Consider the following 25,764-nt stretch of genomic DNA (forward strand, 5'->3'; position numbering starts at 1 on the left):
GCGAGCAGCAGCAGGCATGACAACAACAAGACCCGTCGCATCAGTCGAGGTCCGACAGGTCTGATTTACCGAAGTAGAACTCAACGATGGGGGCACAAGGCACATCCTTGTCTTCCTGAAAGTCTTTGTTGTCGTCGATGATCCACTGCCAAGCTTCGAACGCTTCCTCCGGATCATCCTGCGCGCCCAATCCATTCGTATGCATCTCCCACAACCGCCGCCGCATCGCCTGCGTCACACTCGCCCATTCATGCGCAATATTCAGTTCGCTATCGACCTGCATGCTGCGGGTATTGATGTTGGCCGAGCCGTGAGTGGTGAACACATCGTCGACGATCATCAACTTGGAGTGGATGTACACTGGCATCCAGGGCTTACCGGCGGGCGAGTCGGGGGCGACCAGTGAGCACACATGGACTTTCAGGCCGGAGAGTTCCGGGAGTTGGGCAAAAGTCTCTTTCTCGATTGCCTCGATTTGGCTCTGGAGTGCGGTTTTGCGCCAATCGTTGTCTCGATTCTTGCTCCGCTGAGCTTCCTTGGCCTTGTCGCTGAGATCGGTTCCGCCCAATGCGTCGGTGAGTTTCGTCAGCGTGATCAGGGCATGCTGCTCCAGCCGTTCGCCCAGGCTGGTTTCCAGTGCGGCGGCGTCAGCTTTTGCCTGTTCAATACGCCGTAACTTGGTGATTGCAGGCATGGTATGGCCGCGCCCGAGGCTTTCGAGCATGCGCTGGGTGTTCACGGTGCCGGAGCCGATGCCACCCTCGCTGGCGTTGGTGATTACAAACAGGTGCAAGGGGCCGTGTATGGCGGGGTCGCGCCCGGCCTTGGTCTGGCCGGCGGCGACGGCCTTGATCAATTCGGCCAGGGGCGGCCAGCGGAAATACTGGTTTTCGATGTAGATGAACTGGGTCGCGTTGTTGACCGCCTGCAGGTACAGCTTCTCGATGTCGCGCTTGCCCTCCTGGGCCTGGGTGCGCAGGATCTGCGCGATCTGTCGGGTGGCTTGCGGGGCGCATTGTTGTTGCGGCCCGATCTCTTTGGCTTGGCGCAGGTCGAGCAAGTCCTCGCCGGTTTCCTTGCGCCAGGCGCTGGCGAAGTTGTGGTGCAGGTGTTCCAGGATCGGCCCACTGACCTGGCTTGAAATGTCCTGACGTGGGGTATCGCCACGCGGGCCCTTGTTGGGGGCGGGTTTGGTGTCCTTGTCACGGTTCACCGCCAAATGGTCATTGGTGTCCCAGTACTCGTCGAGCATGTTATGACCCATCACGAAACCGACGGCGCGGTCCGGCAGTTCATAATCGACGAGAACGGTTTTTTGATGATGGGTCGCTGTCGCAGTCAGGATGAATTGCGTGGTGGCGCTGACCTGCGGGTCGAGACTTTTGTATTTCGCCTGATGGGCTATTTCGGCCCTCTCAAGTACGCTGAAACCGCGACTGACGAACACTGGAGTGCCGCGAGCCGCCAGATGCGCAGCGGCCATGTTGTCGGCAAGCGCACAGTTGGCAAACCACTGGCGGTCATAAGCATATTGCTCGTCCGTGGAGGGTTGCATCGCCCGGTCGTATATCCGGTACGGGCCTTTACCGGGCAGATTGGATTCGTCGGCAAAGCCCGCGCTGTTAAACGGCATTTCCCACCCCAATATCCGCACCTTGACGCCTTCGCGAGCCATGGCCATCAGCAATTCACCGATACGCGGCGATATTCCGTCGCGGATGAAATACATCGACGGCTGAAAGCCCCAGCAGATGATGTCGACAGTTGCCTTGGCCTTTGAAATGGCCAGGTGCACGGCCCGGAACGTTTCTTCCCCATTGATCAGCGGTTGATACGTCGCCATGGCGGGAGGGTATTCGGTATTGCGCACATACCATGGCGGGGTACAGGTCACCTCTTGGGTGTGCTGGAGTGCGACCGGTGTGACGATCTCGTATTGGCTCATGGTGTTTTCCCTTCCTGATCACCAGCGCCTTCCATCACCGTGGCATACAGGCCGCGGTGATCGGTGTGCGATATGGGCTGGCTCACCTCGGCGTGGGCTTGCGAAGGGTGGTTGTGCAGGCCACGATTGGCGAGTTCCGCCTGCTCGGCGTTGCGGTATTCCGTGGGCACCGGAATCTGGTAGGTCACATCGTTGGCCATCACCAACCGGTAGCCCTGGGTGACGACCTGATGGTCGATCGACAGTTGCCCGGTCTTGTCCAGCACGCCCTGCTTGAGCACTGCGCCGTCGGCGTACAAGGTGTAGGGCATGCCTGCCCAGTTCTGGCTGGAGGCATTTGGGGCGGGTGGCAGGTTGACTCGTAAGGTCTGTCTGGACAGGCTTTGCGGATAGTCCGGATGCGTGGCCTTCATGCTCGCCGGACCGCTGTACTCGAAATGCGCCGCCTTGACGTTGTGATCGCCCGCCGTGCCCGACTCGATGCCACACGTCTCCAGGGTGATGTAGCTGCCGCCGCCGTTGAGGACGATTTTCTTTTTCGCCGTGATGTGGATTTCATCTTCGGTGCTGGTGATCTCCAACCCGTGCCGTGCGATCAGCTCCAGGCGATCGTTCTGCGCCTGCACCCTCACCGGGCCCTGATTGGCGATCAGCTTGATCCCCAGCTTGCGTACGAACAGGCTCAGGCCCTGGCCGACGCCGATGAACAGGCGCTTGACCACGCTGAGGTCGGCCTCGCCGCCGGCGTTGAGCATCAGGTTGTCTTTTGCCGCCAGTTGCAGGTGCTGGCCGCTGGTCAGGGCGATGCCCTGGGGTGCGCTGAGCAGCAGGACCGCGGCTTTCAGTTCATCGAGTTGCTGGCGCATCAGCGCCAATTGCGCCGCCACATCTGCGGGATCGGCGTTGGCGGCCAAGGCATCGACGGACAGCGTTTGCAGTTGGTCGCCGGCCTGTCGCAGGCGCTCGATCGCCGGGCCCATTTCCAGCACGAGGCCTTGGGCTTTGGTTTGTTCATCGGCACTGATAAACAACCCCTTGCCCGCCCGAATCGCGCCCCAGGCATCGGTGCGCAACTCAAACCCTTCACCCCGTTTTTGCCGCTCGGCATCCACCACGTGCCCAAGGTTGAGCTGACTCTTGCCACTGTGTTCGGTGCTGAGCTTGATGTGCTCCTGCCCTCGGGTATCGTCCAGCCGCAGCTTGTTGTTGGCCGGGGTGCGCAGCACGTTGCGCTTTTCGTTGTACATGGTGACGGGGTCGGGGTGCTGGCTGTCGTGCAGGGCGTGGGCGATGTAGGGCCGGTCGGGGTCGCCCTGTTCGAAGGCCACCGCCACTTCGGTGCCGGCGATCAGCGGCAGGTGCAGGCCGTGGGTGTCGCCGGCGTACGCCCGGGCCAGGCGCAGCCAGGTGCTTTCGCGACCGGCGTCCCAGGTGTCGCGGTCGAACAGGAATTGCACCCGGTAGCGGCCCTCGGCGTCGGTATCGGCGTAGGGGTTGTTTGCCTGCGCGCTGGTCACCCGGGCCGGCACGGTGCCGGCGATCAAGGGTTTTGGCGGTACGTCTGGGCGAAAGCACACCGTCTGCGCGTAGGGAATGGCCTGGAAGCTGCACTCGAAACTGCGGTCGCGGGCGGCGCCGGCCTTGAGCGCGATGATCACCGCCCGCGGCGCGAAGGCCTGGGGCGCGCCGTCGGTGACTTCCAGCACCTGCCCCGGCGCCAGGCGGGGACTGCTGCTCATGCCGCAAAGGCGGGTGCGGCGGTTGAGGTAACGCTCGTGGCGCAGGCGTGCATAGAAGTAGCCGCTTTCGCACTGCACGTCTTCGGAGAAGGCATGGCGGTCGCCGAGCGCGGTGTAGGGTTCGGCGTAGTGATAGGCCTCGCCGTAGGTGCCCTTGGCGCCGCGCGTCTGGTCGATGTCGCCGTCGAGGTACGCGCGGGCGTCACGGTGCTGGTAGGCGCGGATGTTCACGTGCTGTTCCACCACCTGGTGTTCCGACTGCAGGGCCCAGACGCTGTCCTCGCCGCTGCTGCTCAACCCGGAGAGCGGACGCAGCGGCAGTTCGACGTCGAACTGGTAGGCGCGCGGGGAGTCGTGGAATTCGACGACGTCGATACTCAGGCGTTCGTCGCTGGTGAAGCGGTACCAGATGCCGACTTCGGCCAGCAACCTGGCAATGAAGGCCAGGTCGCTTTCGCCGTATTGCATCACCTGTTCGCGCCGGGGGTATTCGCGGTGCAGGTGGAAGAGGAAGTCCTGGCCCCTGAAATCGTGGCGACTGCGCAGGATGTGCTCGACGATTTCCGGCACCGACCGGTGCTGGTAGATCCGGTATTGCCGGCCCCGCGCGAGCAGCGCCAGGCGCGGTTGCAGGGTGACTTCGTAGCGCGCCTCGTCGACGGAAGCGGACAGGCGTTTGAAGCCGCTGATTACCCCGTGCAAGCTGCGCAGCGGCTTGACCTCGGACGGTTCGAAGATCAGCGACGAGAGCTTTTCCGGCAGCGCGTGCAGGCTGAAGCTGGCGGGTTGGCCAAGCATGAGCTCGGCGTCGATGTCGAGCTGGCTGGAGGTGAACTCGATGTAGTAGCTGAACGGCTGGCTGAGGTGTTCTTCGCCGTGGAAGGCCAGGACGTCGAGGGGGGCGTCCAGCTCCCGGACCCAGAGTGTGTGGCGGCTGTGGTCGAAAAAGGTACGCGGTGCGTTGGACAAAATCAGGCCTCCCTGGGCTGTTGAAGCGGACGGGGAGGCTTCGCTTCCTCCCGCGTTCAAGCGCTCGACAGCTTTCAGGAAGGTAAAAAAGGGTGATATAGGACGCTTCCGACGCTCGCGTAGGATGCATCCGAGTGTTGATGCTGCGTACCTGTAGGACCGTTCGCGGCTGGCGTTTGATGGCGTCCAGCCGTTGGGGGGGGGCCGGAAGCAGAAGATCAAAAGATCGCAGGCTTCGCCAGCTCCTACGGGGATGTACGCCTTACATTCGTAGGCGCTGCCGCAGGCTGCGATCTTTTATGCCGTCAAATGCTGATGACTACGCTGGCACGCTGACGCGCGTGGTCATTTTCATCAGCCAGTAATAACTCAACGCCGGCACCAGCAACCCGACCACCCACGCCAGGTCCACCCCGTCCAGCGCCGTGGCCACCGGGCCGACGTACAGCGTGGTGTTCATGAACGGAATTTCCAGGGCAATCGCCAGCAGGAAACTGCCGCAGGCAATCCGGTTGACCCGTCCGTAGATCCCGTTCAGGTCGAAGATGTCGTCAATCCGGTACTGGCCTTTGCGCAGGCAGTAGTAGTCCACCAGATTGATCGCCGTCCACGGGATCAGGAAGTAGCTCATGAAGAAGATGAAGTTGAGGAAGAAGGTGATGAAGTCGTCCTGGCTGATGGTGCACAGGGCCGTGGCCACCAGGCTGATCAGCAGCATGAACACGCCGCGCACCCGTGGCGTCACCTTGAGTCGGGCGAAAGGTTCGATCACGGTGATGGTCGACATGAACGCGCCGTACAGGTTGAACACGTTGATCGACACCTGGCCGTAGACGATGAAGGCGAACAGCAGCACCGCGCCAGGGCCGAACAGACCGGCGACATGCCCGCCGACGTTGCTGGAGAAGTCGCCGATGCCGACGCTCAGGATCGCCCCGAGAATCATCATCCACGCACCGCCGCTGACCGTGCCGGCGTAGCTGTACCAGAACACCTGGGCGGTCGGCGTGTTGCTCGGCAGGTAGCGCGAGTAGTCGGCGACATAAGGCGCGTAGGACAGTTGCCAGGTTACGGCAATACTCACCGCCACCAGGAACTTCGATAGCGAGAAGCCTGTTGGCAGCCACTGTTCGGCCGGGATCGGCAACTGCAAGGCGAGCACCGTGGCGGCGACGAACACCACCAGCGACAGAATCGACAGCAGCTTCTGCAAGCGGTGAATCAACCGATAGCCATAGAGCGCGACGATGAAGCACAACGCGCCGATCAGGTAGATATTGCCGGACATCGGCAGCGGGCTGACGGACTCCAGCGCCTGGGCCGCGAGCAAGGTGTTGCTGACGAAGAAGCCCAGGTAGATCAGCATCACGAACAGCAGCGGCAACACCGCCCCCAACACGCCGAATTGCGCCCGGCTCTGGATCATTTGCGGAATGCCCAGCTTCGGTCCCTGGGCCGAGTGGGAGGCCATGAAAATCGCCCCGAGCAACGAGCCGATGATGATCGCCAGCGCGCTCCAGAACAGGTTGAGCCCCATCACCACCGGCAACACGCCGGAGGCGATGGTGGTGATGTTCATGTTGGCGCCGAACCAGATATAGAACAGCGAACCCGGCTTGCCGTGGCGTTCGGTCTCGGGGATGAAATCGATGCTTCTTTTTTCGACTTGCATGGCGATCACTCCTGAGTCCGGACGAGACGGGATTGCAGACGGGCGATGGTGCTTTGCAGCTCATGGGGCTGGTGGGCGAACAGGTCCGGCTGCTCGGGGATCAGGCTGATGTAATCGCGGCGTTCGAGGGCGCGCTGGCACTCGGTGGTGGTGAGGATTTCCAGTGCGTAGACCCAGTTGGCCAGGATCAGCAGGGCCGAGTAATGCCCGGCCTCGGTGGTCGTGGTGCAGGCATCGCTGACCAGGCGCACGCGATAACCCAGGGCGAAGGCATCGAACACACTGGTGAGCACGCAGACGTCGGTCAGCACGCCGCAGACGATCAGTGTGTTGACCTCCATTGCCTTGAGTCGGGCATCGAGGTCGGTGCGATGAAAGGCACTGTACCGGCCCTTGTCGATGATCAGCTCACCGGGCTGCGGCCTCAGCGACCCGATGATTTCCACTTGCCGGGTGCCGGCGCGGTAACTGCCGGGGCCTCCGTCGGCGGCCAGGGGTTCGCCGTGGGGCAGGTCACTGCCATCGGCCTGATTGATGTGGCGGGTATAGATGACAGGCGTCCGCTGATGGCGGGCGGTATCGAGCAGGGCGGCGGTATGGGCGACCACCCTGTCGAGGTTTTCCAGGACGAAGCCGTCCTCCTGCTGCATGTCGATGATCAACAGCGCGTTGTTATTGTTCATTGGGCAAACCTGATCAAGGCGAAACACGATGCACCGTACGCGCCATGCAATGGCGAGACGCGGGGTGCGTGATTGGCTGTTCGGGTGGGCTCAGTGAACTATTTGCCAGAAACCGTTCTGCTTGGCCGAAACGCTGGCGCGCAGGCGCTTGAAATGCAGGTGCGAAGCGGTCCATTCACCGCGCAGGTAAGCCCGCGCGGCGCCGGAGGGAAGGGCGAGTGATGGGAGGCGACCAGTCATCATTGGAATCGACCCTTGTGGGAACTCGCTCCTACCGGAACGCTGGCACCACGTGCTTGATGAACAGCTCCAGGGATTTTTTCTTTTCCGCGTGGGGCAGGCTGTTATCGCACCAGAAGCTGAATTCGTCGACCCCCAGTTCCTGGTAGTACTTGATGCGCGGAATGATTTCTTCCGGGGTGCCGATCATGGCGGTCTTGTGCAGGCTTTCCAGCTCGAACTCCGGGCGACCGGCGAATTTCTCTTCCGGGCTCGGCGCGAGGAAGCCGTTGACCGGGGTGGTCTTGTTGCCGAACCAGGCATCGAAGGTGCGGTAGAACTTCGAGATCGCCTTGGCCCCGACTTCCCAGCCCTGTGGATCGTCGGCGGTGTGCACGTGGGTGTGACGCAGCACCATCAGTTGCGGGCGCGGCACGCCAGGGTTGTTATCGAGCGCGGCCTGGAACTTGTTCTTCAGGTCGAGGACTTCCTCGTCGCCTTTCATCAGCGGCGTGACCATGACGTTGCAGCCGTTGGCCACGGCGAAGTTGTGCGAATCCGGGTCGCGGGCGGCGATCCACATCGGCGGGTTCGGCTGCTGGATCGGCTTGGGCACGCTGGTGGAGGTCGGGAATTTCCAGATGTCGCCGTCATGGGCATAGTCGCCGTTCCACAGTGCCCGCACCACCGGGACCATTTCCCGCAACGCCTGGCCGCCGGAGGACGCCGGCATGCCGCCGGCCATGCGGTCGAACTCGATCTGGTAGGCGCCACGGGCCAATCCCACTTCCATGCGCCCGTTGCTGATCACGTCGAGCAACGCGCACTCACCGGCCACCCGCAGCGGATGCCAGAACGGCGCGATGATGGTGCCGGCACCCAGGTGGATGGTGGTGGTCTTGCCCGCCAGATAAGCCAGCAGCGGCATCGGGCTTGGCGAGATGGTGTACTCCATGGAGTGGTGTTCGCCGATCCACACGGTGCTGAAACCACCGGCCTCGGCCATCAGCGTCAGTTCGGTCAGGTCTTCGAACAACTGGCGGTGGCTGACGCTTTCGTCCCAACGTTCCATGTGTACGAACAGGGAAAACTTCATGACGCTTACCTCGGATCTATTGTTGTCGGCCGGTCGATCGCGGGCCTGTTGATTTTTGGTATACCATAATACGAATTGAAGAGCAAAAGATCGCAGCCTTCGGCAGCTCCTACGGGCGATATGCGTTTGCCCCTGTAGGAGCTGCCGAAGGCTGCGATCTTTTCAATGGTCAGGCCAGAACGGGCAAAGCGCCCATCTTGCCGTGGCAATACACCAGCGGGCCGGCATTCTGGTTGGGCACGATCAGGTTCTTCACCGCACCGACCATGATGGCGTGGTCACCACCTTCATATTCGCGCCACAGCTCACATTCGATGACCGCCGTGGCGTTGGCCAGAATCGGGTTGCCCAGTTCGCTCAACGTCCACTCGATCCCCTGGGCCTTGTCCTTGCCCTTGCGCGCGAAGGCATAGGCTTCGTTTTGCTGGCCGCCGGACAGCACGTGGATGGCGAAACGCTTGTTCTTGATCAGGACCGGGTAGGAATCGGAACTGTAGTTGGGGCAGAACAGCACCAGGGCCGGGTCCATCGACAGCGAGCTGAACGCGCTGGCGGTCAGGCCGACGATTTGCCCGTCGTCATCCAGGGTGGTGATCACGGTCACTCCGGACGGGAACGACCCCATGACTTGTTTATAGATGGCGGCATCGATCATTGGACGGTCCTCGGGTGCTGTGGTGCGTTTTTATGTGTTTGTAGGTCTGATGGTATACCGTAATACGTCGATTGCAAGGTCTTTTTGGGTGAACCGATAAACGTAAGGCTTTCGTCTTAAGCCCAATGATTACAGGGCTTTCAGCTAGTCAGTGCTGGCGCGCTTCGGGCAGGATGCCGGCTCAGATGCTTGTTTAAAGACCGGATCAGTCTTGTGTAAAGTTTGGAATACCATAATATGGCTAGCATCTGAGGGGCGGCCAGAGAGTCCCCCCGGTTTGGCTTCATACAAAGATAAGAACAGACAAACTCGAGTTCATGCACATGTCCCAGATGTCCCGGCAAGACCCGTTGATCGAGAACCACACGGTCGACTACGTTCCACTCGCAGAGCGCCACGGGAAGGCCCGCGATCTCTTCACCCTGTGGTTCAGCACCAACATCGCGCCACTGCCCATCGTCACCGGCGCCATGGTGGTCCAGGTGTTCCACCTCAACCTGTTCTGGGGGTTGCTGGCAATTGCCCTCGGGCACATGGTCGGCGGCGTGGTGATTGCGCTGGCGTCGGCCCAGGGGCCGTGCATGGGCATCCCGCAGATGGTGCAGAGCCGTGGCCAGTTCGGCCGTTATGGCGCGCTGCTGATCGTGTTCTTCGCGGCGTTGATCTACATCGGTTTCTTCATTTCCAACATCGTGCTGGCGGGCAAATCGATTGTCGGCATTGCGCCGTCGGTTCCGGTGCCGGCCAGCATCCTCATCGGCGCCCTCAGCGCCACGGCCATCGGAGTGATTGGCTATCGCTTCATCCATACCCTCAACCGTATCGGCACCTGGGTGATGGGCAGTGCCTTGCTCGCGGGTTTCCTCTATATCTTCGCCCATGATCTGCCGGCGGACTTCTTCACCCGCGGCGGGTTCAACCTGTCCGGCTGGCTGGCCACGGTGTCGCTGGGCATCATCTGGCAGATCAGCTTCTCGCCGTACGTGTCGGACTATTCGCGTTACCTGCCGGCGGATATCGGCATCACCCGGCCGTTCTTCGCCACTTACCTGGGGGCGACCCTGGGCACGATCCTGTCGTTCACCTTCGGCGCCGTGGCGGTACTGGCAACCCCGGAAGGCACCGAGGCGATGGCGGCGGTCAAGCAGTCCACCGGTTGGCTGGGGCCGATCCTGATGGTGTTGTTTCTGCTCAACATCATCAGCCACAACGCCTTGAATCTGTATGGCGCGGTGCTGTCGATCATCACCTCGATCCAGACCTTCGCCAGCCAGTGGACGCCCAGCATCAAGGTGCGCGTGGTGTTGTCGAGCATCGTGCTGGCGGGCTGCTGCGTGGTGGCGCTGGGGGCCTCGGCGAATTTCATTGCGCAATTCATCGGCCTGATCCTGGCGCTGTTGCTGGTGCTGGTGCCGTGGGCCTCGATCAACCTGATCGACTTCTACCTGATCAAGCTTCGTCGCTATGACATCGCCTCGATCTTCCGGGCTGACGGCGGTATCTACGGGCGCTTCAACCTGCACGCGATCATTGCCTACTTCATCGGCATCATCGTGCAACTGCCGTTTGCCAACACATCGTTGTACGTCGGGCCGTACGCCAATCTTGTGGAGGGCGCGGACCTGTCGTGGCTGGTGGGGCTGGCGGTGACGTGCCCGTTGTATTACTGCCTCGCAACACGAAACCAGTCGCAGCAAAGCCGCTCGGTCGAACTCGGCTACACCGACTGAGGCAAATCCTTTCGTGTTCGTCTGAAAATGCCCGGCGCTTTGTCGGGCATTTTTGTTTTCGGCAATCGCTCAGCAATGATTGAACGCATTCAGGCCGCGTTGTACCGCCGGCCTGGCTTCGACCGAGTCGAACCAGCGCGAAAGTTGCGGAAGCTCTTTCCATTCCAGTCGATCACGGAACGCTGTGACGATGGTGAACGCCGAAATGTCGGCCATGGAGAACTGCTCTCCGGCCATGAATCCGGCAGCCAGAAAACATTCCGCGTAAGTCAGTTGCTCGATCACCCGCAGATCAATGATCGCCGCGGCCTTGTCCTGCCCCGCCTGGTGCAGGAAAAACGCCGCATGGCTGGGGGCGATGACATCGGTCACGAAAAAGAAATAGCGGTCGATCACCCGGGTGCGCGCAGGTCCCGGCTGCGCCGGTGCGAGCCTTCCGGGGGCAATGGAGTCGGCGTACTGGATGATGGCGTTGGACTGGTTGATGACCAGCGGCGGCGCTGTCCCGTGATCGATCAGGGTCGGGACCTTCCCGGCCGGGTTAAGTGCCAGGAAGGCCGGCCCACGATGCTCCTGTGCGTACAGGTCGAGCCTGCGTGCGGTGTAGGCGATGCCCGACTCTTCCAGGGCAATCGCTGCCCGCAGGCTGTTGCCGGTGTTCGCGCCGTAAAGTTCGATTTGATCGTTCATGGGTCATTGCTCCTGTTGGGACAGGCAAGCAGCCTCCGAGCACCGCCGACGATGTCAGTATGGTGAAAATCCGCCGCACCGATATACAAAAACAGTGATCGTCCATACCCCTGCGCGACAAGCCTTATCCCTGCACGAAAACTACTTTCATCGCGTTTGATAATAGCCTCTCGAAATGTTTTAAGAGTTTCACAAGCCAGTCAGTCAACCCTCACCCCGAACGTACGATGCTCATGCCACTCATCGAGCGCGCCCGTTTTCGCGCCCGTGTTGAGCGCTGTTGCGTGGGCGGCAACCGGGTCCTGCCTGGCGGTGAAACCTTCAAATAACGATAAGAAACACCCAGGAGCACCCTATGTTCAAACGAGCCATCCCCACCGCAGTCTTGCTGGCCACCAGTTCGGTGTGCGCACAAGCGGCTGACACCGCAAGCCATGGTTTCCTGGAAGACAGCAAGGCCAGCCTGTCCATGCGCACCCTGTACTTCAACAGCGACAATCGCGATGGCAGCGCGACCCCTTCGAAAACCGAAGAGGCGGCCCAGGGTTTCGTGTTGCGCTATGAGTCCGGGTTTACGCAGGGCGCGGTGGGGTTCGGGCTCGATGCCCAGGCATTGCTCGGCATCACGCTGGACAGCGGCGCGGGGCGCCACGTCGGCAGCGGCATGATTCCCTCTGACGGCGACGGCGCGGCGGCCGCCTGGAGCAGCTTCGGTCCTACGGCGAAGATGCGCCTGGCCAGGACGGAATTTCGCTACGGCACCTTGCTGCCGAAATTGCCGATCCTGCTGGCGAACGATGCCCGTGTGTTGCCGCAATCGTTTACCGGCGCGCAGATCACATCCAACGACATCGATGGCCTGACGTTGACCGGCGGTGTGCTGGAGCACGCGGTAGGGCGTGCCTCGACGGACCGCACAGGCCTGTCGGTCGCCGGCAGCACGCAGGACAGCAACAAGTTCTACTACGCCGGCGGCGACTACAACCTCACCAGGAATCTGAAGAGCCAGTATTACTTCGCGCAACTGGAAGACTTCTACAACCAGAACTTCCTCGGGCTGACGCACATCCTGCCCATCGACAGCGCGAGCTCACTGACTACCGACCTGCGCTATTTCCGCACCACGTCGAGCGGTGCCAACAGCTCTGCCGCCGGCCGCGCGCAAGGCTATCGGGTGTCGGGCTATACCGACGACAACGACGGTGAAATCGACAACAGCACCTGGTCTGCGATGGTCACCTACACCCATGGCGGGCACGCGGTGTCGGTGGGGCATCAACAGGTGGGTGGCGGCAGCAACTTCGTCCAGCCCAACCAGGGCAGCCTGGTGGACAAGGGGGCGGGCGGCGGCAGTGTCTACCTGCCCACCGACAAGATGATCCAGAACTTTGCCCGGGCCGGCGAGCAGACCAATTTCGGCCAATACACCTACGACTTCGCGCCCTTGGGCGTGCCGGGCCTGAAAGCCTCGATCGTGTATCTCAAGGGCACGGACATCAAGGCGCAAAACGCCAGTGACCAGTCCGAGTGGGAGCGCGACATGACCCTGGACTACGTGTTGCAGTCGGGCACGTTCAAGGGGGTGGGGTTCTCCTTGCGCAATGCCAAATCGAACACTGACGCGGGCCGCAACGTGGATCAGAGCCGGTTCATCATCAACTACACCTTGTCGTTGTTGTAGGTGAGCAACGAGATAGAACAGAGGGTGATTGTGGCGAGGGAGCTTGGTCCCGCTGGGTCGCGCAGCGGCCCCCATTATTCGGTCATATACCGCGTCGGCAGGATGTGCGACTGCTGCGCAGCCGAGCGGGAGCAAGCTCCCTCGCCACAGGGGGCCCGGCTCATTCAGGAACCCGGTTTGTCTGTTTCTCGCTGAAGCGCGGTGGCTCATTGACTGCATTCACACCCTTGTCCCAAAGCGCAACCAACCCACCGAAAGTCCCGACATAGGCCGTGCCATCCGGTGCCAGTGTGATCGGCGACCAGTTGTTGTCGAACGCCTGGCCGACCCCGCTCAACGCCTTGAATCGGGTCTGGCCGCTGTCGAAATCCAGCGCCATCAGGTACCAGGCGTTCTCGCCGTCGGGCTGCGGCTCGAAGGTGTAGAAGTACAACAGGCCGTTGCTCACCGAGAGTTTGGGGACCACCGAAGGCGACCGCTCCTTCGATTCCCAGACCCGGTCGCAGCCCGACTCATCGGTGCGGATGTCGATGCGGCTGATGCCGCCATGCACGGCCTGCCAGTCCTTCTGCGCGAAGGCGCTGGTGTAGCCGGCATTGTTCTCGAGGATGATCGAGCGCCCCCAGCCGATGGCCGAGTTGTCGGTGGCCGAGGCGTTGTTGTCGAACACCGGCAGCTTGCAGATCAGCCGGTTGCCGGCGTAGTCCTGCTCGCGACGGTAGACCAGCAGGTTGATGCGCCCGTCGCTGTTGTCGGTGATGGTGACGTAGCGCTCGCCGAGCAGGGTCGGGGTCGTGCCGCTGCCCTGATTGATCGCCCCGACCTTGCGCCCGGTGCCACGGTCGTAGACTTCGCGCCAGCCTTGCACGGGCTTGCCATCGGCATCGGCGGCGAAGCGGTACATGGCGTGGTCGGACACCAGATAGACGCCATCGGCCGCCACCGACATGCCGTTCTGGATTTCTTCGTTGGCCAGTTGGATGCCCTGGACCTTGCCGGTGTTCGGGTTCAGGGTACCGATGCGCCCGCGTCGGGTGATCCACCAGATCAAGCCCTGATGATCAGGCATGACCCCGGTAATGGGATCGCACTCACCCTTGGGAAACCAGGAAGTAGGGCGCACGCAATCGTGGGGAACCTTGTCGCTCAGGTCCCAGTTGTCGACCTCTTCGAACGACCACGCACCGGATTGATCCTGACGATGCACGACGCGCTGGATGTGCTGCTCGGCATCGGCGATGACCACGCGATTCTGTTCGTCGACATAGAAATAGGCGCCGGAGGTGTCGGCCATGATCTTGTCCGGGTCCAGGGTAATCAGCGCGTGGAAGGTCGACGGACGCGGCGGCAGCGGGTAGCGGGCCAGCAGCTTGAGAGTGCGCGGTTCGAGCAGTTGCAGTTCGAACTGCATCAGGTTGGCGCACAGCACCACCAGGCGACCCTGCTGATCGAAGGTATGGATCGGGCACATGCCGCCGGGCTTGCGACTGCCGTCGCGGCTGCTCACTTGCATGTCGCCGCCCAATGGACCGGGGCCGGGGTGCGAGTCGGAGCTGTAGCCATCGGCATGCATGTAGCTGCTGCCGTTGCTGGCCATGAAGGGGTTTGCGGGTATGGCGCCGCTCAGCGGTCGAGGGACAGTGGCGCTGCCGATCAATGCAGTGGCATTGCCGGTGCTGGCCAGCGGTTGTGGGTCATAGGGTTCGGAACAGGCGCTGAGCAGGCCGAGCAGGGGCAGGGCAAGCAGGAGTGGAGCACGCATCGAAGCCTCGCGATCTTGTTATTGGTGTGATGCGCAATAAGCAGCAAGGAGACTGCCCGGGCATCGGCTGTTTGGACTAACCCACGGTGAAGTGCTTCGCGCCGCTGATCAATGCGGACACCTATTTTGGCCATTTCGGTCTCCTTTTGGCCTGCCTCACGCTGTGAACCGACCACGCCGTCAGCAAGAATCAGACGCGGGTGGCTGAGTCGGCAACCCGCATTGAAACCACAACCAGACGCTTCACTTCCTTGCCCTTGGCTACTTTCAAGGCCGCTGCCGTGTACAGAACATAAAAACCATCGAACTCACGCCACACTTGGGGAAATGATCCATGGACTCAATGAAACGCATACTGGGCGCCACCGTTTGCGGACTGTCGCTGCTGGCCAGCGCGGTGCACGCCGAACAGCGCGAATTGCGGGTGTACAACTGGGCGGACTACATCCTGCCGTCGGTGCCCAAGGATTTCGCCAGGGACACCGGGATCAAGGTGACTTGGGACACCTTCGACACCAACGAGTCCCTGGAAGCCAAGCTGCTGACCGGCAACTCGGGTTACGACCTGGTGGTGCCGTCGAACCAGTTCATCGAAACCCAGATCAAGGCGGGCGTGTTCCAGAAACTCGACAAGTCCAAGCTACCGAACTGGTCGCACCAGGACCCGGCCTTGCTCAAGCTGCTGGACAAGAACGACCCGGGCAACCAGTACGGCGTGCCCTACATGTACGGCACCGTGCTGATCGGCTTCAACCCGGCCAAGGTCAAGGCGGCGCTGGGCGAGAATGCACCGGTGGACAGCTGGGACCTGGTGTTCAAGCCCGAGAACATGGAGAAGCTCAAGGCCTGTGGCGTCGCCATGCTCGACTCGCCGTCGGAGATCCTGCCGCTGGCCCTGCATTACCTGGGGCTGGACCCGAACAGCCAGAACCCCGATGACTACGAAAAAGCCAAGGCGCTGATGCTCAAGGTTCGCCCCTACGTCACCTACTTCAACTCCGCCAAGTACATGACCGACATCGCCAACGGCGATATCTGCGTGGCCATCGGTTACTCCGGCAGCTTCTATCAATTCGGCAATCGCGCCAAAGAGGCGGGCAACGGCGTGGTCGTCGACTGGCGCCTGCCGAAAGAGGGCGCACCGATCTGGTTCGACACCTTCGCCATCCCGAAAAGCGCGAAGAACGTCGCCGAGGCCCACGAATTCCTCAACAACCTGCTGGACCCGAAAGTCATCGCGCCGATCAGCGACTTCCTCGGTTACCCGAATGCCAACAAGGACTCGCTGGCGCTGATCAACAAGGACATCACCGGCAACCCGAACCTGACACCGACCAGCGAGGCCTTGAAGACGCTGTACGTCGTGCAGCCATTGCCGCAAAAGCTTGAGCGGGTGCGCACCAGGGTCTGGACCAGCATCAAGTCCGATCAGTAACAGCGAGAAATTGTGTGAGATCTCTGTGGGGCACAGATTTTGTGTACACCACATGACCCTGTGGGAGCGGGCTTGCTCGCGAAGGCAGAGTGTCAGTCAATGCATATGTCGACTGATCCAGCGCATTCGCGAGCAAGCCCGCTCCCACAGTTTGTTCTGTGTGGGGCTCAGCGAAAGAATTCGCCCGGTGTTTCGCCGAACTGCTGACGGAAGGCCGCGATAAACGCCGAGGTCGAATCGTAGCCACAGGCCAACGCGACGTCGGTCACGCGCTCGCCCTGCTCCAGTGGCGTGAGGGCGCCAAGCAAACGCAAGCGCTGGCGCCAGGCGCGAAAGGTCAGGCCGGTGTCGTGCAGGAACAGGCGACTGAGGGTTTTCTCGGTGACGCCGAATTGGTCGCTCCAGTGACTGAGGGTGGTCTGTTGCTCCGGGTGCGACTCCAGGCTTTGGGCGATTTGCCGCAATCGGCTGTCCTGGGGCAGGGGTAGCATCAGGTCGATCTGCGGTGCCTCAGCCAACTGATCCAGAATCACCTGGGCCAACCGACCGTGCGGTCCGTCCTGATCGTATTCCACCGGTATCTGACTGAAGGCGCGGATCAACTCACGCAACAAGTCGCTGACCCCCAACACATGACACCCCGGCGGCGCCCACGTCGAGACACTGCAATCGATGTACAGGCTGCGCATTTCCGTGCGTGGCGAGCTGAACACCCGGTGCGGCATGCCCGCCGGAATCCACACCGCACGCTCCGGCGGGGCGACGAAGCGCCCGGCGCCGGTCTGTATTTCGAGCACGCCCGCAATCGCATAGGAAAGCTGCACCCACGGATGGCTGTGGCGCCGGGTCAGGGCGCGATTGGGCAGCGATTCGGTACGGCCATAGAGCGGTCGTGGCAGGCTGGACAGCCCGGGAATACTGCGTCGAACACTCTTGTCATGTCCTTTAGGCGGCATCAGCTGGCTCATCGGCGTTAGTCGGTAATTCCCAGTCACGTTAGAGTCGCTTTCACGTACTGGCAACCCCCGGATGATCAACCCCATGACTCGCCCCCGTCTGTTACCCGACAACTTCACCCTGACCCTGATCGGCGTCGTGACGCTCGCCAGCCTGCTGCCCGCCAGCGGTCAGGTCGCGGTCGGTTTTGGCTGGCTGACCAACATCGCCATCGCGCTGCTGTTTTTCCTGCATGGCGCCAAGCTGTCCCGCGAATCGATCATCGCCGGTGCCGGGCACTGGCGCCTGCATCTGCTGGTGTTCAGCCTGACCTTCGTGCTGTTCCCGCTGCTCGGCCTGGCGCTCAAGCCGCTGCTGTCGCCGCTGATCGGCAATGACCTGTACATGGGCATGCTCTACCTCTGCGCGCTGCCTGCCACGGTGCAGTCGGCGATTGCCTTTACCTCCCTGGCACGGGGCAACATCCCGGCGGCGATTTGCAGCGCGGCGGCGTCGAGCCTGTTCGGGATTTTCCTCACGCCGTTGCTGGTGGCCCTGCTGTTGAACGTGCACGGCGAAGGCTCCTCGACCCTCGACGCCATCCTCAAGATCAGCGTGCAGTTGCTGCTGCCGTTCATTGCCGGGCAGATCGCTCGGCGCTGGATCGGCAACTGGGTGGCGCGCAACAAGAGTTGGTTGAAGTTCGTCGACCAGGGGTCGATTTTGCTGGTGGTCTACGGCGCGTTCAGCGAGGCGGTAATCGAAGGCCTGTGGCAGCAGATTCCATTGCTGGATCTGGTCGGGCTGGTGCTGGTTTGCTGCATCGTTCTGACGCTGGTGCTGGTGGCCGCGACCGTACTGGGCAAGGCGTTCGGTTTTAATCAGGAAGACCGCATCACCATTCTGTTCTGCGGTTCGAAGAAAAGCCTGGCGACCGGGGTGCCAATGGCGCAGGTGTTGTTTGCCGGCAGCACCATTGGCTTGCTGATCCTGCCGCTGATGCTGTTCCACCAGATTCAACTGATGGTCTGTGCGGTGCTGGCGCAGCGTTATGCCAAGCGGTCGGAATCGATTCCGGAACTGATGGCTCAGGTTGATCCTTGATCGGCAACAATGGCGGCTCGAGTGAGCCGCCATGGTTTTACGATTTACTGCTTGCCCGCAACCAATGGCGGAGTACGCGGCGGGATCATGCGTTTGCTGCCGGTCGACTCGAACGCCGATGCCAGGTGCAGCAGCGACGAGTCGTCATAGGCACGACCGGCAAAGGTCAGGCCGACCGGCATGCCGATGTCCGGCATCACGCCCATCGGCACGGTGACCGTTGGCACGCCCAGGTGACGGATGGCGAGGTTGCCATTGGCGACCCACACGCCGTTGCTCCAGGCGATGTCCGCCGATTGCGGATCGACATCGGCATTCGCCGGACCCACATCGGCCACCGTCGGGAACAGCACCGCGTCGAGCCCCAGGCGATCCATCCAGTCTTCCAGATCGATCTTGCGGGTTTTTTCCAGCCCGCGCAGGCCGTCCGGCACCGTGCTGATCTGGTCCCACGGGGTGATGCCGCGCTCGGCCATTCGCACGTATTCGTCCATGCCAGCGGCCAGGTCGCCCTCGCGGTTGGGCAGGGTGCCCGGGTCGTGAGGGAAGATCTGCGGGCCGTCGACATCGACGAGGCGATTCAGTTTGGGATCGCCGTTGGCTTGCAGGAAATCATCGAAGGCCCAGGCGGTCAGGTCCCACAATTCATGGTGCAGAAATTCTTTGGAGACGATGCCACGATTGAACACGGTCGGCGCACCAGGACGATCGCCCTCGCAATTGGAAACCAGCGGGAAGTCCACTTCGAGCACTTCGGCGCCTGCGGATTCGAGGGCCTTGCGCGCCTGTTCCCAGAGCCCGATCACCGAAGGACGGGTATTGATGCGCTGGCCGGTCGGGCCACCAATGCCCGGTGCTTCGGACGTACCGGCTTCAGGGTCGGCGTTGATGTACATGCGTGGAATGCCGAACTTCTTGCCTTTGAGCGCATCACTGTTGGCGGCCAGCGCCGCGTAGGACTCAGGGCGGACCGAAGAGGATTTCGGGATCGGCACCCAGGGTTGCAGGCGCCACAGGTCGCCACGGGTGTCCGGGTCATCGGCCACTACCACGTCGAGCACTTCGAGCAGGTCGGCCATGGTCCGGGCAAACGGCACGACCACGTCCATGGTCGGGGTCAACGGCCAGTTGCCGCGTACCGAGATCACCCCGCGCGAAGGGGTGTAGGCGCACAAGCCATTGTTCGAGGCCGGGCCGCGCCCGCTCGACCAGGTTTCTTCCGCCACACCGAATGCGGCGAAACTGGCGGCAGTGGCAGTACCCGCGCCGTTCGACGAGCCGGAGGCGAAAGGGGCGGTGAGGTAGTCAGCGTTGTACGGGCTCTCGGCGCGGCCGTAGACGCCGCGCTGCATCCCGCCGTTGGCCATCGGCGGCATGTTGGTCTTGCCCAGGCAGATCGCCCCGGCAGCACGCAGGCGTTCGATGGTGAACGCATCGCGATAGGCGACCAGGTCCTTGAAGGCCGGGCTGCCGGAAGCGGCGGTGAGGCCCTTGACCAGATAGCTGTCCTTGGCGGTGTAGGGGATACCGTCCAGCGCTCCCAGCGTCTGGCCCTTGGCACGACGGGCGTCGGACGCCTGCGCTTCGGCCAGCGCCTCCGGGTTGCGCACCACGACCGCGTTCAGCGCGGTAGGCGTTTCGGGGCCGTCATAGGCGTCGATTCGCGCGAGATAAGCCTGGACCAGTTCAACCGAGGTGGTCTGGCCGGATTCGAGCGCGGCGCGCAGCTCGGCGATGGAAACTTCGGTAACTTCGATCATGCTGCCACCGCCGCTTGCAGGTGGAGGGTCCCAAACACTTCACTTTTCTCGAAATGGACTTTCATATCGTTATTCTCGTTGCACTGTGTGGCACGACAGGGTCGGGTGTTAAAAATACTGAGCACTATTTAGCATTAAACCGGGATTTTAGGAATCCGTTGTCCAATTTATCTTACAGGCGACAGAAAAAAGGCCACCACAACCCGACGTTGTGGTGGCCCGAGGGTGACTCATTATAGTGGCCCGCGCGCGCAGGCCAATGGATCAGTGAGCGCCGGCAGCCTTGTTCAGGTCGCTTTCGGCCCATTCGGTGTAGACGCAGGCATCGGCGGTGGCCCAGCGCACCCGCACCGGGTCGCCTGCCTTGAGCGGCATGCCGGCGGCGGACAGCGCCTTGACCGTCATCGAGGTACCGCCAGCAGTGACCACGCTGCAGGTCTGGCTCTCGCCGAGAAACAACACTTCCACGACCTTGGCCGTCACTTCGTTCCAGCCCGCGGCCAGCGGTTCGCTAATGGCTTGTTCATTGCTCAGGGCCAGGGCTTTTTCCGGGCGCACCATCAGCAGCACGTCCTGATCGGTTTGCAGGCCGGCGGTCAGGCGAATCGACAGCGGCTGCCCTTCGAAGGTCGCCACCGCATTGCCCTGGGCCTTGAGCTTGAGGAAGTTCGAGTTGCCGAGGAACGAGGCGACAAAGGCGTTCGGCGGATTCTGGTACAGGTCATAGCCGCTGCCCAGGCCGACGATCTTGCCGTGGCTGAAAATCGCGATGCGCTGGGACAGGCGCATGGCTTCTTCCTGATCGTGGGTCACGTAGACGATGGTGATGCCCAGGCGTCGATGCAGCTGACGCAGTTCATCCTGCAAGTCTTCGCGCAGTTTCTTGTCCAGTGCACCGAGGGGTTCGTCCATCAGCAGGATGCGTGGTTCGTAGACCAGCGCCCGGGCAATGGCGACCCGTTGCTGCTGGCCACCGGACAGTTGCGAAGGGCGGCGATGGGCAAACTGCTCTAGCTGCACCAGCTTGAGCATCGCATCGACCCGGCGCTCGCGCTCGGCGGCCGCCAGTTTGCGGATGGCCAGCGGAAAGACGATGTTGTCGCGTACCGACAGGTGCGGGAACAACGAATAGCGCTGGAACACCATGCCGATGTCGCGTTTGTGCGGCGGCACGTTCACCAGCGACTGGCCGTTGACCAGGATCTCGCCGCTGCTCGGGGTTTCGAAGCCGGCCAGCATCGACAGCGTGGTGCTTTTACCCGAGCCGCTGGAGCCGAGGAAGGTGAGGAATTCACCGTCCTTGATGTCCAGCGAGATGTTGTCCACGGCGGCAAAGTCGCCGTAGTGCTTGTTCAGGTTACGCAGGCTGACCAGGGGCTTGTCATTTTGCTGCGCGGAATCTTTGATCACTGCACTCATGTCGTACTCCTGGCGCTCAAGCGCTGATTTCGTTGCGCCGGCGCAGAGCGGCGGCGATCACCATGACCAATACCGAGAGGCCGATCAGCAGCGTCGAAGCGACGGCGATCACGGGCGTCAGGTCCTGGCGCAGGGTGGTCCACATTTTCACGGGAAGGGTTTGCAGGGTCGGGCTGGCCATCATCACGCTGAGCACCACTTCATCCCACGAGACGAGGAAGGCGAAGAGGGCGCCGGCCACCATGCCCGGACGGATCGCCGGGAAGGTCACCTTGAACACCGCTTGCAAGCGCGAGGCGCCGCAGATCACCGCCGCGTCTTCAATCGACTGATCGAACAGCTTCAGCGAGTTGATGATCGAGATGATGGTAAACGGCAACGCGACGATCACGTGGCTGACCACGAAGGCGAACATGGTCCCGGTGTAACCCAGTTTGAGGAACAGCGCGTACACCGCCACGGCGATGATCACCAGCGGTACGATCATCGGCAGGGTGAACAGGCCGTAGAGCATTTCCCGGCCGGGGAAGCGGCCACGCACCAGGGCGAACGCGGTGGGCAGGCCCAAAGCGACGGCGAAGAAGGTGGTCAGCACCGCGACCTTGAGGCTGGCCATGGCCGCGTTCATCCAGTCGGCGTTGGAGAAAAACTGGCCGTACCATTTCAGCGTCCAGCCCGGCGGCGGGAACACCAGCCATTGCGACGATCCGAACGACAGCAGCACGATGAACACGATCGGTAGCAGCAGGAACAGACCGATCAGCCCGGTGGTGGTGTACAGGCCGAAGCGCATGCGCCGGCTCATGGCATTGGGGGTCAGGAGCATGACGGCTTACCTCGCGTTGCTGGCGCCAACCGGGGATTCCGGCTGGAGCTTCAGGTAGAAGTAGAACAACACCAGCGTGATCACGATCAGCAGCGCGGCGCCGGCGCTGGCCAGGCCCCAGTTGAGGAACGACTGCACCTGCTGAATGATGAACTCGGGCAGCATCATGTTTTGCGCACCGCCCAGCAGTGCCGGGGTCACGTAGTAACCGAGGGACATCACGAACACCATCAGGCCGCCGGAGAACAGCCCCGGCCGGCACAGCGGCAGGAACACCCGGAAGAAGTTGGTCCAGGGGCTGGCGCCGCAGATCGAACCGGCCTGCAGGATCATCGGGTCGATGGCCTGCATGGTCGCCTGCAACGGCAACACGATGAACGGGATCATGATGTAGCTCATGCCGATCACCACGCCGGTGAGGTTGTGCACCATCTCCAGCGGTTGATCGATGATGCCCATGGCCATCAACGCCTTGTTGATCACCCCGGAGGCTTGCAGCAATACCAGCCAGGAGTAGGTGCGGGCGAGCAGGCTGGTCCACATCGACAGCAGCACGATGTTCAGGATCCAGCGACCCCAGCCACGGGGCACCAGGGTGATCGCCCAGGCCAGCGGGAAGCCCAGCAACAGGCTGAACAGGGTCACCAGGCCAGCCACCGAGAAGGTGTTGAGCAACACCCGGGCATAGGCCGAGTTGGCGAACAGTTGTTCGTAGTTACCCAGGCCCGGCACCGGTTCCAGCACGCCGCGCAGCAGCAGGCCAATCAACGGCGCCAGAAAAAACAGGCCGAGAAACAGCAGGGCGGGCACCAGGTTGCTTGCGCCACGCCAGCGCTGCGCCAGGGAAGGGGATTGCGTCATCACAGCTGCCTTGGCGGGGGCCGAACCGGCAGCGCCAGTGGCGCTCCCGGTGGCAGTGGATGGACGAGACGCGGTTGCCGTCATTTTCATTTGACCAGCCATTCGTTCCACCGTGTCGCGATGGCCGGACCGTTCTTGGCCCAGTACGCGAAATCAAGAGTGATCTGATCCTTTGCGTAAGCGGTCGGCAGGTTAGGGGCCAGCGTCGAGTCCAGGCGCTGCACGCTGTCGACGTTGACCGGGGCGTAGGCGGTCAGGTTGGAGAAGTCCGCCTGGCCCTTGGCACTGCTGGCGTTGGCCAGGAACTTCATCGCCGCGTCCTTGTTCTTCGAGCCTTTTGGAATGACCAGGATGTCGGCCATGACCAGGTTCTGCTTCCAGCTTACGCCGACCGGGGCGCCGTCTTCTTGCAGGGCATGAATCCGGCCGTTCCAGAACTGACCCATGCTCGCTTCACCGGAGGCCAGCAGCTGCTGCGACTGTGCGCCGCCGCCCCACCAGACGATGTCTTTCTTGATGGTGTCGAGTTTTTTGAACGCGCGGTCCAGGTCCAGCGGGTAGAGCTTGTCCGCCGCTACACCGTCGGCCAGCAGCGCCAGTTCCAGCACGCCAGGGCTTGGCCATTTGTAGAGGGCGCGTTTGCCGGGGAAGGTCTTGGTGTCGAACAGCGCGGACCAGTCCTGAGGCTTGTTGGCGCCGAGCTTGCCTTCGTTGTAGCCGAGGACGAAGGAGAAGAAGAACGAGCCGACGCCATGGTCGCTGACAAAGCGCGGGTCGATCTTGTCGCGATCAATGACTTTGAAATCGAGGGGTTCGAGCAAGCCTTCGGCTGCGGCGCGCAGGGCGAAGTCGGCTTCGACGTCGACCACGTCCCACTGCACATTGCCGCTCTCGACCATGGCCTTGAGCTTGCCGTAGTCGGTCGGACCATCCTGCACCACGGTGATGCCGCTGGCCTTGCTGAACGGGTCGGCCCAGGCCTGCTTCTGCGCATCCTGGGTGCTGCCGCCCCAACTGACGAAGTTGACGCTTTCAGCCGCCAGCAGTGCCTGGCTGGTGACGCTCAGCAGTCCCGCAAAAAGAACCGCGGTCGCACGTTTGTTCAACACCATTTTCACGCCCTCATTGTTGTGTTTATGAGCGGGGCTTGGAGTGCCCGCCTATCGGGAGCAGTAGGTCCGTCGAGTCAGTGCTGACTGTCCGGTCTATGGAATATCATATTATGGTATTCCAAGCTTTGTGCAAGCACTTTGCCGTACCGGCTATCAGCCGAAAGTGGTTTTTTTGGCTCTGGGGATTGGTCTGAGCCTGTCAGGCAATGCAATCCCTTGTGGGAGCGAGCTTGCTCGCGATGAGGGCGTGTCAGTCGATACAAGTGTTGACTGTCATACCGCTATCGCGAGCAAGCTCGCTCCCACAGGGGGCATCACTCGGTGAATGGAATGCTCTCCACCACCTCCAGGTCATACCCGGTCAAGCCCGCATATTTCAGCGGCGGGCCGAGGTGGCGCAATTTGCCGACTCCCAGGTTCTGCAGGATCTGCGCACCGGTACCCACTTCCGAATAAATCCGTGACTGCGAACGGCTGAACTGCCGGGGCGGCTGGGTCAATTGCGGCACCCGTTCGAGCAACGCCTGGGAGGATTCGTGGTTGGCCAGCACCACCACCACGCCGTGGCCTTCGGCGGCGACACGCTGCAAGGCGGCCCACAAGGTCCAGTTGCTCGGCCCGCTGTATTCGGCACCGACCAGGTCGCGCAATGGATCGATCACATGCACCCGCACCAGTGTCGGTTGCTCGCGGCGCAGATCGCCCATGACCATGGCCATGTGGACACCGCCTTCGATGCGATCCTCAAAGGTGATCAGACGAAAGGTGCCATGCACGGTCGGCAGGTCACGTTCACCGATGCGCACGATGGTGTGTTCGGTGCTCAGGCGATAGTGGATCAGGTCGGCGATGGTGCCGATTTTGATTCCGTGCTTGCGCGCGAACACTTCCAGGTCCGGGCGGCGGGCCATGGTGCCGTCGTCATTCATCACTTCGACGATCACCGAGGCCGGCGTATGGCCGGCCAGGCGTGCCAGGTCGCAACCAGCTTCGGTATGGCCGGCGCGGGTCAGCACGCCACCCTCCCGAGCGCGCAACGGGAAGATATGGCCCGGTTGCACGATATCGGCGGGGCCGGCATGGGCGGCGACGGCAGCGGCCACGGTGCAGGCGCGATCTGCGGCGGAAATACCGGTGGTCACCCCGACGGCGGCCTCGATGGACACGGTGAAGGCGGTGCTGAACACGCTGCCGTTGCTCGGCACCATCTGCTCCAGGCCCAGGCGCTTGCAGTGCTCGTCGGTCAGGGTCAGGCAGATCAGGCCCCGGGCTTCACGGGCCATGAAGCTGATCGCCTCGGGTGTGCAGCAGTCGGCGGCCAGCAACAGGTCGCCTTCGTTTTCCCGGTCTTCATCGTCGACCAGCAGGACCATTTTGCCGAGGCGGTAATCTTCGATGATTTCTTCGATGCTGTTGAAGGCCATGCTGGAGTCTCGGTATTTGTTGGATTGGTAATGTGGTATACCATAA

At 62.0% G+C, this 25,764-nt stretch carries 20 protein-coding genes; 4 read left to right on the top strand and 16 right to left on the bottom strand.

Annotated features, from left to right (window positions below):
• Window positions 1–40: 40 nt before the first annotated feature.
• The 7 genes from ACMDB8_RS10185 to ACMDB8_RS10215 all read right to left on the bottom strand — a co-directional run bounded on the left by ACMDB8_RS10185 (window position 41) and on the right by ACMDB8_RS10215 (window position 8,978).
• The gene (locus ACMDB8_RS10185) at window positions 41–1,945 is read right to left on the bottom strand and encodes a phospholipase D-like domain-containing protein (RefSeq protein WP_409079283.1); all 1,905 of its coding nucleotides are present in this window, start codon (window positions 1,943–1,945) and stop codon (window positions 41–43) included.
• A complete protein-coding gene (locus ACMDB8_RS10190; protein WP_409079284.1) occupies window positions 1,942–4,653 on the bottom strand; it encodes a type VI secretion system Vgr family protein in 2,712 nt (903 codons plus the stop codon). Before ACMDB8_RS10190 ends, ACMDB8_RS10185 begins: the two co-directional genes overlap by 4 nt.
• 319 nt (window positions 4,654–4,972) lie before the next feature.
• Window positions 4,973–6,325 (bottom strand): purine-cytosine permease family protein, encoded by a 1,353-nt coding sequence (locus ACMDB8_RS10195; RefSeq protein ID WP_409079285.1) that lies wholly within the window; start codon window positions 6,323–6,325, stop codon window positions 4,973–4,975.
• A 5-nt stretch (window positions 6,326–6,330) separates the two neighbouring features.
• Complete coding sequence (locus tag ACMDB8_RS10200; RefSeq protein WP_056723575.1) at window positions 6,331–7,008, bottom strand: cysteine hydrolase family protein; 678 nt, start codon at window positions 7,006–7,008, stop codon at window positions 6,331–6,333.
• A gap of 90 nt (window positions 7,009–7,098) precedes the next feature.
• Complete coding sequence (locus ACMDB8_RS10205) at window positions 7,099–7,251, bottom strand: hypothetical protein (protein ID WP_008021288.1); 153 nt, start codon at window positions 7,249–7,251, stop codon at window positions 7,099–7,101.
• Between the two features lie 28 nt (window positions 7,252–7,279).
• On the bottom strand, window positions 7,280–8,323 hold the full coding sequence (locus ACMDB8_RS10210) for an LLM class flavin-dependent oxidoreductase (RefSeq protein WP_007982502.1): 1,044 nt from the start codon (window positions 8,321–8,323) through the stop codon (window positions 7,280–7,282).
• A gap of 169 nt (window positions 8,324–8,492) precedes the next feature.
• Window positions 8,493–8,978, bottom strand: coding sequence for a flavin reductase family protein (locus ACMDB8_RS10215; protein WP_046043515.1), 486 nt, complete (start codon window positions 8,976–8,978; stop codon window positions 8,493–8,495).
• Between the two features lie 323 nt (window positions 8,979–9,301).
• On the opposite strand from ACMDB8_RS10215, the gene ACMDB8_RS10220 reads away from it, so the two are divergent.
• Entirely contained in the window at window positions 9,302–10,708 is a 1,407-nt protein-coding gene (locus ACMDB8_RS10220; protein ID WP_409079286.1) for a purine-cytosine permease family protein, read from the top strand.
• A gap of 69 nt (window positions 10,709–10,777) precedes the next feature.
• On the opposite strand, the gene ACMDB8_RS10225 is transcribed toward ACMDB8_RS10220, so the two are convergent.
• The gene (locus tag ACMDB8_RS10225; protein WP_056723580.1) at window positions 10,778–11,398 is read right to left on the bottom strand and encodes a glutathione S-transferase family protein; all 621 of its coding nucleotides are present in this window, start codon (window positions 11,396–11,398) and stop codon (window positions 10,778–10,780) included.
• 355 nt (window positions 11,399–11,753) lie between these two features.
• Here ACMDB8_RS10225 and ACMDB8_RS10230 point away from each other — a divergent pair, with 355 nt between their 5' ends.
• On the top strand, window positions 11,754–13,079 hold the full coding sequence (locus ACMDB8_RS10230) for an OprD family porin (protein WP_223541500.1): 1,326 nt from the start codon (window positions 11,754–11,756) through the stop codon (window positions 13,077–13,079).
• A 160-nt stretch (window positions 13,080–13,239) separates the two neighbouring features.
• Here ACMDB8_RS10230 and ACMDB8_RS10235 read toward each other — a convergent pair whose 3' ends face one another.
• Window positions 13,240–14,841 carry a hypothetical protein gene (locus ACMDB8_RS10235; protein ID WP_409079287.1) on the bottom strand — a complete coding sequence of 534 codons (1,602 nt, stop codon included), beginning with the start codon at window positions 14,839–14,841 and terminating at the stop codon, window positions 13,240–13,242.
• A gap of 334 nt (window positions 14,842–15,175) precedes the next feature.
• Between ACMDB8_RS10235 and ACMDB8_RS10240 the strand changes: the two genes are divergently transcribed.
• Window positions 15,176–16,276: a polyamine ABC transporter substrate-binding protein gene (locus ACMDB8_RS10240; RefSeq protein ID WP_409079288.1), complete on the top strand. Its 1,101-nt coding sequence runs from the start codon at window positions 15,176–15,178 to the stop codon at window positions 16,274–16,276.
• Between the two features lie 167 nt (window positions 16,277–16,443).
• On the opposite strand, the gene ACMDB8_RS10245 is transcribed toward ACMDB8_RS10240, so the two are convergent.
• Window positions 16,444–17,232 carry an AraC family transcriptional regulator gene (locus ACMDB8_RS10245; protein ID WP_409079289.1) on the bottom strand — a complete coding sequence of 263 codons (789 nt, stop codon included), beginning with the start codon at window positions 17,230–17,232 and terminating at the stop codon, window positions 16,444–16,446.
• Between the two features lie 85 nt (window positions 17,233–17,317).
• Here ACMDB8_RS10245 and ACMDB8_RS10250 point away from each other — a divergent pair, with 85 nt between their 5' ends.
• Entirely contained in the window at window positions 17,318–18,316 is a 999-nt protein-coding gene (locus tag ACMDB8_RS10250; RefSeq protein ID WP_056723684.1) for a bile acid:sodium symporter family protein, read from the top strand.
• Between the two features lie 44 nt (window positions 18,317–18,360).
• Here the strand turns inward: ACMDB8_RS10250 and ACMDB8_RS10255 are convergent, their stop codons facing one another.
• From ACMDB8_RS10255 to ribBA, 6 genes are all read right to left on the bottom strand, one after another.
• Window positions 18,361–20,076: an amidase gene (locus ACMDB8_RS10255; RefSeq protein WP_409079290.1), complete on the bottom strand. Its 1,716-nt coding sequence runs from the start codon at window positions 20,074–20,076 to the stop codon at window positions 18,361–18,363.
• 264 nt (window positions 20,077–20,340) lie between these two features.
• Window positions 20,341–21,495: an ABC transporter ATP-binding protein gene (locus ACMDB8_RS10260; RefSeq protein WP_409079291.1), complete on the bottom strand. Its 1,155-nt coding sequence runs from the start codon at window positions 21,493–21,495 to the stop codon at window positions 20,341–20,343.
• 16 nt (window positions 21,496–21,511) lie between these two features.
• A complete protein-coding gene (locus ACMDB8_RS10265; protein WP_056723591.1) occupies window positions 21,512–22,321 on the bottom strand; it encodes an ABC transporter permease in 810 nt (269 codons plus the stop codon).
• Between the two features lie 6 nt (window positions 22,322–22,327).
• Window positions 22,328–23,272, bottom strand: a complete 945-nt coding sequence (locus ACMDB8_RS10270) for an ABC transporter permease (protein ID WP_056723593.1) — start codon at window positions 23,270–23,272, stop codon at window positions 22,328–22,330.
• Window positions 23,269–24,294: an ABC transporter substrate-binding protein gene (locus ACMDB8_RS10275; protein WP_056723596.1), complete on the bottom strand. Its 1,026-nt coding sequence runs from the start codon at window positions 24,292–24,294 to the stop codon at window positions 23,269–23,271. The genes ACMDB8_RS10270 and ACMDB8_RS10275 overlap by 4 nt, the downstream gene beginning before the upstream one ends.
• Window positions 24,295–24,608: 314 nt before the next feature.
• Window positions 24,609–25,718 carry a bifunctional 3,4-dihydroxy-2-butanone-4-phosphate synthase/GTP cyclohydrolase II gene (gene ribBA, locus ACMDB8_RS10280; RefSeq protein WP_223541504.1) on the bottom strand — a complete coding sequence of 370 codons (1,110 nt, stop codon included), beginning with the start codon at window positions 25,716–25,718 and terminating at the stop codon, window positions 24,609–24,611.
• Window positions 25,719–25,764 lie beyond the last annotated feature (46 nt).

The sequence above is a fragment of the Pseudomonas monachiensis genome, assembly GCF_047345015.1.
GTDB lineage: Bacteria > Pseudomonadota > Gammaproteobacteria > Pseudomonadales > Pseudomonadaceae > Aquipseudomonas > Aquipseudomonas monachiensis.